The sequence below is a fragment of the uncultured Tateyamaria sp. genome (assembly GCF_947504105.1).
GTDB lineage: Bacteria > Pseudomonadota > Alphaproteobacteria > Rhodobacterales > Rhodobacteraceae > Tateyamaria.
On the sequence record NZ_CANNGP010000004.1, the window covers coordinates 104,522 to 119,909 of the forward strand.

Below are 15,388 nucleotides of genomic sequence, written 5' to 3' on the forward strand. Positions count from 1 at the left end.
CAAATTGAAGGATGCGAGACGTATTTGTGTAAAAACCACGCGACATTAAAGGTCTATTCAGGTATTATGCCGGTAACCTAGAGGCAGGTTACAGAAAGAGACGCCATGAAACCGAATACGGTCGGGCGCGAAACAGGTGGGCGGATGCCCCCTTTGCGCATTGACATTGCACATGTCGGGCTTGTGTCCGGCACCCTTATCTTGACAGCGGATGGTGAAATGCCGGTCGAGTATCTCTCGGCAGGTGACAGGATCATCACGCGGAACGCGGGCCTTGTGCCGCTGGCCGCCAGCCAATCCTATCGCACCACGGACGAGGCGGTGAAAATTGCCGCCGGATCCTTAGGGGATACAAAACCCACACACAACGTCATCATACCCGCAGCCCAGATGGTGCTGGTGCGTGACTGGCGGGCCAAGGCATTACGCGGTGCCGCGCAAGCCGTGATGCCCGCCTGGTGCCTGATTGATGATGAGTTCATTACATCTTTGGGGCAGCGTGAAATGACACTGGTGCGGCTTGGATTCGAAGCGCCCCACATCATTTATGCGGATGGTCTGGAATTGTCAGTGCCCTCGATGGCCTTGACGGGGGCCGCTGCAGCTTAGGCCCCCAGGTCTCGGAGCACCTGCGGCAATATCTCGGGCAGATCCTCTGCGATCAGACCCGGGCCAAAAGCACGCGCGCATTCCGCATGCAGCCACGCAGCCGTTTCAGAAGCTTCCATCGGATCAAGACCACGGGCCAACAGGCCCGTGATAAAACCGGCCAACACATCCCCCGCCCCGGCTGTTGCCAGCCAAGGCGCCTCGCGCCCATACACTGCTGCATGGACCGAACATCGCCCATCCGGGTGAGCAATCACGGTGTCGGGTCCCTTGAGCAAGACGATCGCCCCGCACCGCGCTGCCGCATCTCGGGTCGCATCGACTTTCGAGTAAGCTGGGCCTTGGTCCGGCACACCGCTTAGCTTCTCAGCAATGTCCGGAAACAGGCGCGCGAACTCTCCGCCATGCGGCGTGAGCACGGCTTGCTCGTTCAGCGAATCCATGCGGCTTGAATCTTCGGCAATCAGTGTCAAAGCGTCGGCATCAAACACGGCATGACGCGTAAGGCGGAGGTGTCCTCCGCCCAGAACGGCATCGACGAGCGCAGCCGCCCGGTCATGCACCCCAAGCCCGGGGCCAAGACAGAGCGCATTGATACGCTCATCTTCGAGAACGGCATTCAGGGCGTCACCGTCACCCACGCGCACGAGCATCAAGGCGGTGATCTGCGAGGTCACCTCCATCTGTGCGGAGGGCGGCACTCCCAGTGTGACCAGCCCCGCGCCGATGCGCAGCGCACCGCGCGCGGCCAGACGCGCAGCCCCAGTGCGCCCTGCCCCACCCGTCAGGACAAGAGAATGGCCATGGTCGAATTTGTGGCGTCCTTCGCTGGGCCGCTTCACGACCAAATCGTATGGCCACATCCGGCGACTGCCCCCACGTGTCGGATCAAAATCCAGCAGACAAGCGACTTCCGGGTCACGCGTCATGCGAAGATGCGCGGGGCGCCGATCCTCTTCGCCCAGACCGATATCTACAACACGCAACGCATAGCTTTGCCGCTCAAGGTAGTGGCCCACTTTACGTCTGTGAAAGGTGACCGTCAGGTCGGTCTGCAACAGACGCTTGGACGCATCTTCCTTCCACCAGCGCCAATGCGCATCTACATCATCGCCGATATCGGTCGGATACTCAGGCATCAAAATGTGTCCGCTGTCGCAATCCATGCCGGACGGGCAATCCACGGCAACCACATGGAATGGGACAAGCCACGGATGATTATCCCCCACATCACGGTTGCGTACAGCGTGATGGGCCAGCGCGCACTCAAGGGGAATAGCGCGGTTCAACCCGGTGCCGAACATGGCGTCAATCATCAGGACCGGGCGCCGCCCGTTCGACACCGAAGCCACATTTAGCGGTGCAACCGCGCCCATACCAACCCACAGATCGTGGTTTGACTTCGCATCCGGTGGCAGCTTCGTTGGATCGCCATAGAGAAACACCTCAACGTCCCACCCGAGACCTGCCAGCAGCCGCGCTACGACAAAGCCATCGCCACCGTTGTTGCCGGGTCCGCACAGAACGACCGCCCGGCGTGCGCCATCACCCAATTCCGGCCATTCTTCGAAGACCGCCTCGACCACGCCTGCCCCGGCGCGCTCCATCAGCTCGAGGCCCGTCGTCTCTCCCGACTCGATCGCGGCCTGTTCGATGGCCCGCATCTGGGCAGCTGTCAGCAGCTCGGTCATGCACAAATCCTTAAAGTTTTTAAACCGCCTATTTTTTATGCGCATCGCTCAATTTGAGGGCGCACACTTCACAATCCTGTCTCATCCCACCCAATCTCTACCGCATCCCATGGACGCCCCAAACCACAAATGGTCCACCGCCAACACACGGCGCGACAAAGGGAGGCAGCCCCATGAAAAAGATCGAAGCGATCATCAAGCCCTTCAAGCTTGATGAAGTCAAAGAGGCACTGCAAGAGGTCGGCGTTCAGGGTCTGTCCGTGATCGAGGTCAAGGGATTTGGCCGCCAGAAGGGTCACACTGAACTTTATCGCGGTGCCGAATATGTTGTCGACTTTCTGCCCAAGGTGAAAGTCGAGGTCGTGCTGGACGACGATCAGGTCGATGATGCCATCGCTGCTATCGTGGACGCTGCCAAGACCGAGAAGATCGGCGACGGCAAGATTTTCGTCACGCCCATCGAACAAACCATTCGCATCCGTACCGGCGAGACCGGCTCGGACGCGCTCTAAATTCTACTCAAAGACAGGAAGGATCCATAGGAAATGGCCAACCCCGTTCTCGACATGATCAAGGAAGAAGGCGCCGAGTACGTCGACATCCGTTTCACCGACCCCCGTGGCAAGCTGCAGCACGTGACCGTCATGGCCGACCAGGTCGACGAGGATTTCCTTGAAGAAGGCTTTATGTTCGACGGCTCGTCCATCGCGGGCTGGAAGTCGATCGAAGCGTCCGACATGAAACTGATGCCCGACCAGGCCAGCGCCTATGTCGACCCCTTCTATGCCGAGAAAACCATCTGCGTGCACTGTTCGATTGTTGAGCCCGACACAGGCGAAGCATACGAGCGTGACCCACGCGGCACGGCCGAGAAAGCCGAAGCCTACCTGAAATCCACAGGTATCGGTGACGCGGCCTATATGGGCCCCGAAGCTGAATTCTTCCTGTTTGATGATGTGCGTTATTCCAACAGCATCAACAAGGTGTCGTACGAAGTTGATGCGACGGATGCGTCGTGGAACACGGACACCGAATACGAGATGGGTAACATGGGCCACCGTCCAGGCGTCAAGGGCGGCTACTTCCCCGTGAACCCCACGGACGAAAGCCAAGACCTGCGCTCTGAGATGCTGTCTACCATGAAGCGTCTGGGCATGAAGGTCGACAAGCACCACCACGAAGTGGCGTCCTGTCAGCACGAGCTGGGTCTGATCTTTGACAGCCTGACCAAGCAGGCCGACGAGCTGCAGAAGTACAAGTACGTCATCCACAACGTCGCCGCTGCATACGGCAAGTCGGCTACGTTCATGCCCAAGCCCATCGCGGGCGACAACGGCACAGGGATGCACGTCAACATGTCGATCTGGAAAGACGGCAAGCCGCTCTTTGCTGGTGACAAATACGCTGACCTGTCCGACGAAGCTCTTTTCTTCATCGGTGGTGTGCTGAAGCACGCCAAAGCGCTGAACGCCTTCACCAACCCGTCGACCAACAGCTACAAGCGTCTGATCCCGGGCTTCGAAGCGCCTGTGCTGCGCGCCTATTCGGCTCGTAACCGCTCGGGCTGCGTCCGGATCCCATGGACCGAGTCGCCCAAAGCCAAGCGCGTCGAGGCCCGCTTCCCCGACCCATCGGCGAACCCCTACTTGTGCTTTGCCGCCCTGCTGATGGCCGGCCTCGACGGTATCCAGAACAAGATCCACCCGGGCGAGCCTTCGGACAAGGACCTGTACGATCTGCCGCCAGAAGAGCTGGCCGGTATCCCGACAGTTTGCGGCAGCTTGCGCGAAGCCATGGAAGAGTTGGAAGCCGACATGGACTTCCTGCTGGCCGGTGACGTGTTCACCAAAGACCAGATCGAGGGCTATATCGCGCTCAAGATGGAAGAGATCGAAACATACGAACACACACCCCACCCGGTTGAGTTCGGCATGTACTACAGCTGCTAAGCTGGTAACCGATCAAACGAGTTTTGGAGGGGCACCTATAATGGTGCCCCTTTTTTCATGCACGAGCTATGTTGCTAAGAGCGGTCATATTGCCCCAGCAACCATCCCATTTTCAGCATACGATATTCATCGCGCCATGTGGTCACATGCTGTGCATTTCCATAAAACTCACGTGGCGCGTCAAGGCTGCGCGACGGTCGACCCACCACGTGACACAGCCCCCCCGAGACCGGCGATGACTTGCTTATATGATCTCTCAGACGGTCCAAGGTCCTGAATTCCTGACTTGCATCCGCTACTAGCAGTAAAGATTATTGCAGCATTACAGAGCTATTTTAACCAGGTGACCATATTATGATTACAACACAGTTTTGCTTCCGCGTCTGTATTGCAGCATCTGCTATTATGGGGCTGCACCTGATCCTGACGCACATCGCCTAAACAGCCAAGAATGTTGATTTTGAGAACCAAGCGCGTGCAGGTTACCCTGCACGTGTTTTGCAGGAGAGCTAACATGTATTTCAAACAGCGCGCGCGCAGCCTATTTGCCGCCGGACTTATCATGACAGCAGGCACAGGAATGGCGTTGGCCCAGTGTGGAAACAGTTCAGCAGGCTTCGAAACATGGAAGACCGGCTTTGCGAATGATGCGCGGCAAGCAGGTGTGAGATCGTCGGGGCTGCAAGCCCTCGCAAATGCGCAGTATGCGACACGTACGATCGCCGCAGATCGCAATCAAAAATCGTTCCGCTACTCGCTTGACAAGTTTATGCAGGTCCGTGGCGCGGATACAATCGTTGCGCAAGGACGCAAGCGCAAAGCCCGCAACCCTGATTTCTATGCAGCACTCGAACAGCAATACGGCGTTCCTTCCGGTGTATTGATTGCCATCCACGGGATGGAGACGGCTTTTGGCGGGTTTATGGGCGACAGCTCGGTCGTGTCAGCCATTTTGACGCTGACCTATGATTGCCGTCGTTCAGATTTTTTCGAACCGCACGCCATTGGCGCGTTGAAGCTGGTGGATCAAGGGTCGATCACCGGCGCGACCAAAGGGGCGAAACACGGTGAGTTGGGGCATACTCAGTTCTTGCCCGGCAATGCGCTGAAATACGGTGTTGATGCAAATGGCGATGGGCGCATCGATCTGTACAACCAAACCGATGCCTTGGCCTCGACCGCCAACTTTCTCAGACAGAAAGGTTGGAAAACGGGTCAGGGGTACCAGCAAGGACAGCCAAACTTCGCCGTCATCAAACAGTGGAACGCAGCAACGGTCTATCAGCAGGCCATCGCGATCATGGGTGCCCGCATCGACGGGTGAATGGACTGTGTTTCACCCGAAACCTGGCACCAAGAAAAACCCCAAACTGCGCTGGTCCCTGCCTGACCGGGCATTTTTCGGATACGGTGCCTGCCATATTCTGGCGGGAACCTATCTGCTTGATCCACCACGGCGGGGCTTTTGCGCTGAACGCATCGTGCCGAACGGCCCCTATCCCGGCAATCACATCTATCTGACCGACGGCGCCATCGCCTTCGACTACCGCGGTTACGTGGCCCGAGACAGGCTGTTGGACTGGTTTCGCAAGGCATGGAACGGCCACACACCCGGTTGGTCAGGCACCATCGAGGCGGTTCGGTTCGATCTGCTTGATACTGCTGCGCTCAACGCGCGCAAGATGCTAGGGCCGGACCAGTATTTTGGTGATCCTGTTGCCCGCGCCCGGCGCTTCCTGGCCCAAAAAAGGCACAGCGGGTGACGCAGAAGCGGGATGATCCCAAACGCCACACTCCGTTCAACACTTGCCAAACCGATACCGTGCCCCTAAGTCGCATCAGCATAGGGACCAGACCCCTGCCCTCCGCATCTTGGTGAAGTCTGGCGATCCGACCCCAATTTTGGTCGCAGGCACGGCAATGCGGAGACCCGATAGCCCAGATCACGCGACCGGAACACGGAGACGGATATGGATATGGATATTCCCCTTCCCTCACGCGCAGCGCTCAAGGCGCAGGCAAAGCGATTGCGTGCGGCCCTGAACGAAGCTGGCACCCCTTGCACCCATGCCCAGGCACTGGAAACGGTGGCGCGGCAATGGGGTGCGCGCGATTGGAACACCTTGCACGCACGGGCGCAGGACGACAGCCAACACGGGTATCATCCCGGACAACGCGTGTCCGGTCGCTACCTGGGGCACCGCTTTGCAGGTTTCGTGAAATCCGCGCGGCTCATGCCGAATGGGCGCCACGCCCTGACCCTGCGCTTTGACGATGCGATTGACGTTGTCGCGTCGCGGCACTTCTCGGCGTGGCGCAAGCAGGTGAACTGTGTCGTGGATCAGCGCGGGCGCACGTTGCGAACAACATCCAATGGGCAACCGCATGTGGTGATACACGATGCCTGGTCCGGCAGATGATTGGGTAAGGCGGTCCTTGGCCCGCCTAGCTCAACCCTGACACGTCTTCGCGCACCAGCACATAGGTGTGAATGGCAAACACCACCGCACGGCTTTGCGGCAGGCGCAGCAGCGTCTGCCGCTCGCTCCTATAATATGGCCCCTCGGTCAGGCCCGCCCCCACCCCGCGCGGTTCTGACTGAGACCGGGGCTGGAACAGTTCAGGGTCCTGATACCAAAGCTGGTTGAACCGCCACAGCGGACGCCCGACCTGAATCCCGTCAAACAGGCGCTGCACGCGGCGTGCAAGGTCACCGGTGTATTCCGAGACGGGTATGTGAATGTCGACCAGAGGCCGGCCAGCTTTCTCGCTCAGTCGCCACGAGGCCGGAAAACACAACACAGCGCCAGTCAACACATGTTCGTCGCCACGCTTCTGCATCAATACAAAGTCGTTCTGGCACAGCCGCCCCAATGTCCTCATCGGCGCGGAAAGATCCAGCGATACAATGCGCCCATCCGGACAGGTGACGTCATTGCCATCCCGCTGAAACCCCTGCGCAGGCAGGATGTCGAGCACTGCATTCAGCAATTCCGTTGCAGCATCCCGCGCCAACGGGTCTAGGTACAAAACATCCGCCGGGCGTTCCACCAACAAGGTCTCGCGCCGCGCCATCTGTTCGGCATAGGCATCATCAACGCGCAACCATGGCCCGCCCTCGGGCTGGATACCCGGCAAGGCGCGGCTGACGCGCATGTCTTTGGGCAATTCACGCTGCAAAATCACGGTCATGGCGCACATTTGCACGGGGTTCGATCAACACGCCACAGCAAAAAAACGCCGGATGCCTGTCGGAAACGGGCAACTACACCGCGCGAATCCACGGCACCCTGCCCCCAGGGAAGGACGCACCATGAACCAGCATTACCGTGACACACGCAAAATCGATCCCAATCGTGGCGCCGCGTTGGGCGATGGCACACCGAATGATGCCAACCGCATTGAAATCGGCCCAACGCAACTTGCCTTTGCTGAATGGGAGGCCGCTGGCCTGCAACTGCCAAACCTCGCCAACATGCGCGAATACCGCTGGCGCAGGCTGACCCAGCACATCGTTGATCGCGGCTATGCTGGCCTTTTGATGTTTGACCCGCTCAACATCCGCTACGCCACCGACTCGACCAACATGCAGCTTTGGAACACGCACAACCCGTTCCGGGCCGTTCTGCTGTGCGCTGATGGGTATATGGTGATCTGGGATTACAAGAACGCGCCCTTCCTGTCCTCCTTCAATCCGCTGGTCAAAGAGGTCCGGCACGGGGCCGACCTGTTTTATTTCGACCGGGGTGACAAGATTGATGTTGCGGCAGATGCTTTTGCCAATGCCGTGCGTGAAATCTGCACTGAGCATGCGCCCGGCCATACACGGCTGGCCGTCGATAAGCCCATGGTTCATGGGCTGCACGCGCTTGAGGCGCAGGGGTTCACTGTCATGGACGGTGAGGAAGTCACCGAAAAATCCCGTTCGATCAAGGGGCCCGATGAAATCAAGGCCATGCGCTGCGCCGTGAACGCCTGTGAGGCATCCATCAAGGCGATGGAGGATTTCGCACGGACCAATGTGGGCGACGGGGCAACGTGCGAGGACGATATCTGGGCCGTGCTGCACGCCGAGAATATCCGGCACGGCGGCGAATGGATCGAAACGCGGCTCCTGTCGTCCGGACCCCGCACAAACCCGTGGTTTCAGGAATGCGGGCCCCGCATCTGTCAGCAAAACGAGATCATTTCGTTCGACACCGACCTTGTCGGATCATACGGCATCTGCGTCGACATCTCGCGCAGTTGGTGGATCGGGGACCAGAAGCCGCGCCCGGACATGGTCTATGCCATGCAGCACGCCCATGAACACATCATGCAGAACATGGAGATGATCAAACCCGGCGTGATGATCCCTGAGCTGACGGCCAATACCCACGTGCTTGACGACAAGTTTCAGGCGCAGAAATACGGCTGTCTCATGCACGGTGTTGGCCTGTGCGACGAGTGGCCACTGGTGGTCTATCCAGACAAGGCGGTGGCTGGTGCCTTTGACTACGCGCTGGAACCCGGCATGGTGCTGTGTGTCGAGGCCGCCGTGGGCGAAGTTGGCGGAGACTTTACCATCAAGTTGGAGGACCAGGTGCTGGTAACCGAAGACGGGTTCGAGAACCTGATCGGATATGAGTTTGATCCGGCACTGATGGGGGTATGAGCCTCGAAACGGAAGCGCATGCGTTTGAAACAACTGCCCCCGACGGCCCTTAGATGACGTGCATTGCGCATCGTTCACTATGGGTGCCGGGGACTTAAGATCTTGCGGACGGGCGTTAGGATGGATCCCCTGTAAATCCGCAGGCAGTCAAAAGGGTTTCGGCAAAGTCACGGCGGAACGTTCGGATCGCTGTAAAGCTTTCACCAAACGCATGATGCGCAAAAACGACTGAAACCGCATCGTCGCGCATCAGCCAGCCCGCGTACCAACCCTCGAACGCACGGGACAGCACTCCGGTCCTCGCGGGCCCGGACCCCGTCTTTCCATACAACGTCGCGGTGCCAATGGGTCCAGCCTTGGCTATTTCCATCAGGTCAGCAAGAGATGCCCTATCAACGTCCAGCTCATGTCCGAGCAAGCGTTCGAGAAAGCGCACTTGTTCCGTCACAGAGAGTTTGAGTGGGCCACTAAGCCAGAAACTGTCGCTGCCGTCAGGCACCTCTGCGTTGCCATAGTCCCATGCACCCAGCGTTTCACGATATCGGGACGTGCCGACCTCCAATGCGATGTCTTGGAAATACCAGACAGCGGAGCGTTGGAACGCCGTTCCAAGGGTCTGTCCCTGCCTCCAGGCGTCAGGCCAATAGCCTTGGGCCGGGCGCAAATCGCTGTTCCAGTCGCGCCAGGCGTCAATGTTGTCCGCCACGCCAGTATCCAATGCGATCAGCGTGTTAGGAATCTTGAAGGTAGACCATGGCGCGTGTCGCGTTTCCAGATCACTCCCCTCAAGAATGCAGCGCTGGCCCGTCGCGAGGTCAAGCGCGAGAAAACTGGACTCTCTTTCACCAATCCGGTCAGCGAACGGGCTTCGATCAAGCAGGCTGTCGGCATTGGCCGAGAGGGCAAAGATCCCAGTAAAAAGCGCAGCGAAACCCGCCCGCACAGAAAAACAGATTGGCATATGTATATCTTCCTTCGACGAAAAATGTGAATCGGCGGGGATGGAATGCGCCCCATGCGCCAGCACTAGCCCGGTCCAACGCACCTCTCCAGCCCAACAAAAAGGATGTGCATGTTTCCGCCGCGCTGCGTTTCTCGGCCCTTTTTTTTGAGCTATTTCAATATATGCAGCGCCCATAATGTGATCATGACCAGTGTCGGCCAGTGTCTGTTTGTCCTCTTTCCCCGGCGCGGGCATGAAAACTATATGCTGATCCAAATTTCTCGCATAACGTGAATATATCAATCGATTCTATTTTTTGTTGAACTCGCACTTTCAGCTCACGCATGAGCAAAAAGTTGTTTTTGAGGGCCATATGAACGCCGCTGATATTGAAAGCATCGCAATCCACCCGGCAATCGGTGTCGCCCGTGTCGGGAATGCGAAAGACGCATATTTCCTTGCCCCCGAGGTGATCGGGGAAACACCGAAAGACACAGATGGTTTTCGCGGCGCCCATGGTCACCTCAAACGTCAAGTGGCGCGCTTCCGCGTATACGCGACGCTCAAATCCGGGGAGGTGCGCGAAATCACGGCGTCCGAAGTCAAGATCAACTGGCGGGTCGAGGTGGCGAACCTCAAGGCCGGTTGGTACGAATTCCAGCACGCAATGGACCTGCCCCCCGACCAGGTGTTTGAGCCGCCCAAACGCAACGCTGACTTCAATGGTGATGATCGAGAGCGTCTGAGCATACGGCCCAGCATGCGCGACATCAGCGGCACCAACAAAACATCGGACGCTTTCGACGACGGCACCTTTTTCGGCAAGCCCGTGTATCTCGGCGAGTTACGCACCGATGACAGCGGGCGGCTTCTGTTTTTTGGCGGGCATGGCAAGTCCGAACCGTTGGTGCCGGGCACAGCACCGACGACATTTGCCAACAATGATGGTTGGCATGACGACACATGTGACGGACCGGTTCGTGCCATGGTCACCATCGGCGGCCGTGACATCGAAGCACAGCCTGCGCACGTGATCGTCGCGCCGCCGAACTTTGGGCCCGGCCTGTTCGGCGTCGTGACGATGGACGACGTAGTACGCGGTCTGTTCTTCGGGCTTGGCATTCTGGACGCCCCGGAACACACCAGCTTCACCCGCGACATCTGGCCCATCTTCGACAGGATGACCGGGCATCAATGGGTGTGCGACGGCATCTTGCTTCTTGCTGGTCAAGGGACACCGCTGGATGCACGCGACCCGGCGATCATTGCGCAGATGGGGGACCCTTCGGACGCCAGCGCCGCCTACAGGCAGGCCGTATTCAATCTGTTCCGCAACAGCAAGACAGAGGCCCTGAATCATGCAGCCGTGCCCCCATTCTATGGGGACACATACGGGGATCGGTATCTTGATGGTCCACGCGAGGGGGAGTTGGTTAATCCCGCGCGGGAGGACCTGTTCCTGACCAAGACCCAGTATCAGCACCTCGAAAACTGGGCGAATGGCGACTTTGAAGCCGACTGGGATGGTATCCCCACAATCCCGGACTTTGACGACATCGCCGTCGCGGATCAGCCCCGCGAACTGGATCGCGCTGCGTTGCACGAATGTCTGGGTGGCCCGTTTCACCCGGGCATCGAACTGACCTGGCCCATGCGCCTCGCCTCAATGTGGGATCCGGACAGGCCCTATCGGTTGCGCCCCCTGCCCGAGGGTGAGTCGGTGCGCCAGAACTACGGCGTGACGCTCAGCCGTGAACAGGCGCTGGCACCGGATGGCCCTTGGGGACCAACCGGCGCAGGCAGTCTGACGCGCTGGATGGGGGTGCCATGGCAGACGGACGAGGCATCGTGCAATTCGGGCCTTGTCTACACGCCTAGCCTGTACCTCAGCTCGCCCAGTTTTTGGGGCGCGCGCGTGCCGAACCAAGTGCTGCTGATCGAAGCCTACGCTATTGCCACCACTCCGGACCTTGCCCCGCTTCAGGTACAGCGCCACTTCAGCAACCGTCGCTTCTGGCTGCGCGATTTGCAAGGTACAGGCTATGCGGAACGCATCGACAACATTGTGCACAAATGGTGGATGACCGGTCTGGTCGAAGCCCATACACCGCCCGAAGGCTCGGGCCTGCCTGCCCCCTGCTTTGTCGAGACCGGACGCGCCCCCAGTTTCAGCAAAGGTGATCCGAGCCTGAAGCTGGCGCAGGATGTCGTGGCACTGCAGACGCAAGAGGACAAGGCCGCTGGGCCATTGGGTGCAACTCCGGGCGCTGACGATGCCAAAGAGGAACAAACCTTCGAACGGTTTGGACGCGGCGAGGTTTAGTGGCCAATGTTCTGATTGCCGGTGGCGGGCCCGCGGGGCTTGCCGCTGCTATTGCGCTTGCGGAACGCAAGGTGCCCGTCACCGTTGTCGATCCATCAGGAAAAACAGCCGAAACACGCGGCGAACTGCTGGCCCACGGCGCGGCGCAGATTGTCCAGCGTTTGGGCTTGGGCCACGTTCTGAACGATGCGCTGTTGATCAGCGATGTTGTCAGCCATTGGGGTGCCGCTGGCCTGCAGTCCCACGGTACACATCCCAGTCTCGGCCTGCACGGCTGGGGTATCGACCGCCGCGCGCTCGCCAATGCAATGCGGGAACGGGCGCTTGATCTGGGCGTGACACTGCACAAGGCGCGCGTCGCCCAAAGCCACCCATCTGACACGGGGTGGCGTGTGATGGTGAGAACACCCACAGGCACGGAAACACAGCATGCAGACTACGTGATTGACGCAACGGGTCGCCCGGCCCATATCGCCAGACGTCAGCAGGCCACTGTTTTACACGGGCCCGCACTGGTCGCTGTTCTTTGGCAAACAGGCGCGCCGCAACATGCAACAATGCAGGCCGAAGCCGCGCCGAATGGATGGTGGTACACGGTTCCGCACAAAACCGGCGGAACTGTTGGGTTTGTCACAGACGCCGCCACCGCCAAACGCATCAGTGCCAGACCGACCGCCTTCCTGGACAACGTGAAGGACACACTGTCGCTTGTATCGCTTAACGGAATAGCCACTCCGCCCTGGTCAATGGATTGCCGCAGCGCGGTTCTGGATCACACCTCTGGCCCCGGATGGCTTGCAACGGGCGATGCTCCAGCCGCCTTTGACCCCATCACATCCCAAGGCCTTTTCAATGCGTTATCCGCAGGTTTCTTTGCGGGCAATGCTGCCGCAGATGCGGTTTCGGGCGATGCAGAGGCCCCCAAAGTATACGATGCCCTGCTGACCCGGACGGTCGAACGCACGCATGCCACAACCCATCTGCAATACGCCGCTTTACCCTTTGACACGCCGTTTTGGCGACACCACGCACGGGCCGGTCTGGAAAAGAGCAAAACATCGGCAGTTCCCGCTTGAGTGGAATCTGCCGCATATGCAAGCTGGCCCTATTCAGGTGCCGCATTCACGAATGGTTATTCAGATCATTCCATATTTCTGGGAGGAACGCAGTTGCCCACATTTGAGATTCACCCCCGCATTGGCGTTGCACGGCTTGGGAACAGCTTGACGGACTTTTATCTGTCGCCGACCGAAACCGGTGGCCTGCCCGTTGCCTGCGATGAATGGGGCAATGAAACGCCGGACGCCGGGCCTGTCACCGTGTTCAAGGACGCAACCGGCGCGATCAAGCGGCAAGCCGCGAAATTCCATGTTTTTCAAAAGGATGACGATGGAGCTGAACGTAAGGTGTCATTGGACGACGCAGAGATCGACAAGATCGAATGGGTGGCCCATGTCGCGAACAAGAAGCCGATCTGGTACACGTTCTCTGAACTTCTGGGTGACCTCGAATTCGGCGAAAGCGACAGCTACGACAACAACCACGTCTCGTGGAACAACCCTGATGTGACCAGCAGGAAAAAGCGGCAAAAGCTGATCATCGACCCCGGCCCTCGCCACATCTCAACCCCGCAAACCAGCATAGATTTCTCGCGCTACAATATCCCTGAAGACTACAAGCACGGGTCCTTCCCCGACCCATCAAATGGTGGTCAGCAGATTGACACGCTGGGCGAGTTGAAGATGGATGCGCAGGGCAGCTTGATTGCATTGGGTGGCTTTGGTCGCGTCACGGGCAGCGCAGAAATCTCCAGCTTCCGTGGGGCCGCAGGCTATTGGGACGACATCGCGGATGGTTATGTCTTTGCCCGCGTCACCATGGCCGATGGCACGGTGCACGACACATCATCGGCCTGGCTGGTCGTGGGCAGCCCGAAATACGCGCCCGAAATCGTGAACATCACGACGCTGGCTGACACGATGGACGACGTGGCCATCCGCAAACGCAATGCGCGGCCTGATATCTTCCCCGGTGGGGATACCTCCTCGGATTGGCCCCACGACCCACGCAATGGCTATACACCCCTGCAAGGCTTCAACCCGGACTATGTCGTGAACTTCGAACGGGATGTGCAGCCCATCGTCGACCGCATGGGCCTCTACAAATACGTGGCCAACGTCCCCACCATGGATGATTTCGCCAATCCGAAATTCGATATGCGGGATGCCAGCGACACCAACGCCGATCACCGCATGCGTTATTTCGAACTGTTCCGCATGCCCCTTCTGCCCAAGGACTATGCCGAGTTCTACACCACCATGTCCAAAGGCCCCGGCCAGCTTTATGCACTCAAGGACAACGACCCCGACACATTATCGGGCCTGCCCATGATGCCCCTGAACTCGGGCGACAACTCGGTCACCAATACCGGCCCGATCTACAAGTTCGAAACCCTGTCTCCGACGCAGTATTTCTGCCTGTACCAATGGGCCTGCGGACGTTTCACAACTGATAAACCCGATCCGCTGTCACTGACCGACCATATGGACCGGGTGGACGCCAGCAACTGCGTGGGTGCCCCGTTCAGCCCCGGGATCGAAGTGACGTGGAGTGTACGCAGCGCAGCCATCTATGACGCCCCCCTGCATCTCAAGCTCGCCCATTACAAGCGCGGCTATGCCAAGATGACAAAGCACTACGAAAAAGAGGGCCTGAGCGTTGATCACAACGAATGCGCGGGCGGCGGCTGTGAACCCGGCGATCTGACCAAGCGCATGGCGATCCCATGGATGGCCGATTTCCATGAATGCACGGTCCAGACCCCGAACCTGACCAACATCCACGTCAACCAACTGGCAGACGGATCGGGGATCGAGGTGCCACCGGCCTTCTATGTCTACTGGTGGCCGCCACAAAGCCCGTTCAATGTGACCACCGGCACGCAATTGCCGCAGGATCAGGTGCTCGACGCCTTTGTCAGCGACATTGACGGGCAGACCATCGTGCCACAGGGCCAGAATGTCGAATTCCAACGCGGCATCGATTCCGCACAAAAGATGATCGACTCGTGGTTCATGCTGGGCTTCCTGCTGAACCGCGGCACCGAAGAGGTTCCCTATATCGTTGAAACCGAACGGAACTTCGGACAACTGGCGCAGGCGCACATTACCGAAATCGCGTCAGCGGCGGCTGCGGCTTCCACTGCGGCCAAGGGCTGAT

Annotated in this window: 13 protein-coding genes; 10 read left to right on the plus strand and 3 right to left on the minus strand. The window is 58.9% G+C overall.

Annotated elements, in window-relative coordinates; genetic code table 11:
* The first annotated feature begins 105 nt into the window (after positions 1–105).
* Positions 106–609: a Hint domain-containing protein gene (locus tag Q1A75_RS04255; RefSeq protein WP_299549400.1), complete on the plus strand. Its 504-nt coding sequence runs from the start codon at positions 106–108 to the stop codon at positions 607–609.
* Here Q1A75_RS04255 and Q1A75_RS04260 read toward each other — a convergent pair.
* Positions 606–2,300, minus strand: a complete 1,695-nt coding sequence (locus Q1A75_RS04260; protein WP_299549403.1) for an NAD(P)H-hydrate dehydratase — start codon at positions 2,298–2,300, stop codon at positions 606–608. The genes Q1A75_RS04255 and Q1A75_RS04260 overlap by 4 nt on opposite strands.
* Positions 2,301–2,473: 173 nt before the next feature.
* Here Q1A75_RS04260 and Q1A75_RS04265 point away from each other — a divergent pair, with 173 nt between their 5' ends.
* From Q1A75_RS04265 to Q1A75_RS04285, 5 genes are all read left to right on the plus strand, one after another.
* Positions 2,474–2,812, plus strand: a complete 339-nt coding sequence (locus tag Q1A75_RS04265) for a P-II family nitrogen regulator (RefSeq protein WP_299549406.1) — start codon at positions 2,474–2,476, stop codon at positions 2,810–2,812.
* A 33-nt stretch (positions 2,813–2,845) separates the two neighbouring features.
* Positions 2,846–4,249 carry a type I glutamate--ammonia ligase gene (gene glnA / locus Q1A75_RS04270; protein ID WP_299549409.1) on the plus strand — a complete coding sequence of 468 codons (1,404 nt, stop codon included), beginning with the start codon at positions 2,846–2,848 and terminating at the stop codon, positions 4,247–4,249.
* Between the two features lie 562 nt (positions 4,250–4,811).
* On the plus strand, positions 4,812–5,573 hold the full coding sequence (locus Q1A75_RS04275) for a lytic transglycosylase domain-containing protein (protein WP_299549602.1): 762 nt from the start codon (positions 4,812–4,814) through the stop codon (positions 5,571–5,573).
* Positions 5,554–6,012: a hypothetical protein gene (locus Q1A75_RS04280; protein ID WP_299591848.1), complete on the plus strand. Its 459-nt coding sequence runs from the start codon at positions 5,554–5,556 to the stop codon at positions 6,010–6,012. Before Q1A75_RS04275 ends, Q1A75_RS04280 begins: the two co-directional genes overlap by 20 nt.
* Positions 6,013–6,225: 213 nt before the next feature.
* The gene (locus Q1A75_RS04285; protein ID WP_299591846.1) at positions 6,226–6,669 is read left to right on the plus strand and encodes a glyoxalase superfamily protein; all 444 of its coding nucleotides are present in this window, start codon (positions 6,226–6,228) and stop codon (positions 6,667–6,669) included.
* A 25-nt stretch (positions 6,670–6,694) separates the two neighbouring features.
* On the opposite strand, the gene Q1A75_RS04290 is transcribed toward Q1A75_RS04285, so the two are convergent.
* Positions 6,695–7,441: a DUF3445 domain-containing protein gene (locus Q1A75_RS04290; protein WP_299549418.1), complete on the minus strand. Its 747-nt coding sequence runs from the start codon at positions 7,439–7,441 to the stop codon at positions 6,695–6,697.
* A gap of 121 nt (positions 7,442–7,562) precedes the next feature.
* On the opposite strand from Q1A75_RS04290, the gene dddP reads away from it, so the two are divergent.
* On the plus strand, positions 7,563–8,903 hold the full coding sequence (gene dddP / locus Q1A75_RS04295) for a dimethylsulfonioproprionate lyase DddP (RefSeq protein WP_299549421.1): 1,341 nt from the start codon (positions 7,563–7,565) through the stop codon (positions 8,901–8,903).
* Positions 8,904–9,018: 115 nt separating this feature from the next.
* Here dddP and Q1A75_RS04300 read toward each other — a convergent pair whose 3' ends face one another.
* Positions 9,019–9,864 carry a penicillin-binding transpeptidase domain-containing protein gene (locus tag Q1A75_RS04300; protein WP_299549424.1) on the minus strand — a complete coding sequence of 282 codons (846 nt, stop codon included), beginning with the start codon at positions 9,862–9,864 and terminating at the stop codon, positions 9,019–9,021.
* A gap of 355 nt (positions 9,865–10,219) precedes the next feature.
* Here Q1A75_RS04300 and Q1A75_RS04305 point away from each other — a divergent pair, with 355 nt between their 5' ends.
* Genes Q1A75_RS04305 through lodA form a run of 3 tightly spaced genes read left to right on the plus strand, consistent with a single transcriptional unit; the run spans position 10,220 to position 15,387 of the window.
* Positions 10,220–12,169: a LodA/GoxA family CTQ-dependent oxidase gene (locus tag Q1A75_RS04305; RefSeq protein ID WP_299549427.1), complete on the plus strand. Its 1,950-nt coding sequence runs from the start codon at positions 10,220–10,222 to the stop codon at positions 12,167–12,169.
* Entirely contained in the window at positions 12,169–13,245 is a 1,077-nt protein-coding gene (locus tag Q1A75_RS04310; protein WP_299549428.1) for a tryptophan 7-halogenase, read from the plus strand. Before Q1A75_RS04305 ends, Q1A75_RS04310 begins: the two co-directional genes overlap by 1 nt.
* Positions 13,246–15,387 carry a CTQ-dependent lysine 6-oxidase LodA gene (gene lodA, locus Q1A75_RS04315; RefSeq protein WP_299639005.1) on the plus strand — a complete coding sequence of 714 codons (2,142 nt, stop codon included), beginning with the start codon at positions 13,246–13,248 and terminating at the stop codon, positions 15,385–15,387.
* The last annotated feature ends 1 nt before the right edge of the window (position 15,388 follow it).

Excerpts from the sequence above, each read along its gene's own strand:
- Q1A75_RS04255 (WP_299549400.1), top strand. The coding sequence starts at position 106 with ATGAAACCGAATACGGTCGGGCGCGAAACAGGTGGGCGGATGCCCCCT.
- Q1A75_RS04260 (WP_299549403.1), bottom strand. The coding sequence starts at position 2,300 with ATGACCGAGCTGCTGACAGCTGCCCAGATGCGGGCCATCGAACAGGCC.
- Q1A75_RS04265 (WP_299549406.1), top strand. The coding sequence starts at position 2,474 with ATGAAAAAGATCGAAGCGATCATCAAGCCCTTCAAGCTTGATGAAGTC.
- glnA (WP_299549409.1), top strand. The coding sequence starts at position 2,846 with ATGGCCAACCCCGTTCTCGACATGATCAAGGAAGAAGGCGCCGAGTAC.
- Q1A75_RS04275 (WP_299549602.1), top strand. The coding sequence starts at position 4,812 with ATGACAGCAGGCACAGGAATGGCGTTGGCCCAGTGTGGAAACAGTTCA.
- Q1A75_RS04285 (WP_299591846.1), top strand. The coding sequence starts at position 6,226 with ATGGATATTCCCCTTCCCTCACGCGCAGCGCTCAAGGCGCAGGCAAAG.
- Q1A75_RS04290 (WP_299549418.1), bottom strand. The coding sequence starts at position 7,441 with ATGACCGTGATTTTGCAGCGTGAATTGCCCAAAGACATGCGCGTCAGC.
- dddP (WP_299549421.1), top strand. The coding sequence starts at position 7,563 with ATGAACCAGCATTACCGTGACACACGCAAAATCGATCCCAATCGTGGC.
- Q1A75_RS04300 (WP_299549424.1), bottom strand. The coding sequence starts at position 9,864 with ATGCCAATCTGTTTTTCTGTGCGGGCGGGTTTCGCTGCGCTTTTTACT.
- Q1A75_RS04305 (WP_299549427.1), top strand. The coding sequence starts at position 10,220 with ATGAACGCCGCTGATATTGAAAGCATCGCAATCCACCCGGCAATCGGT.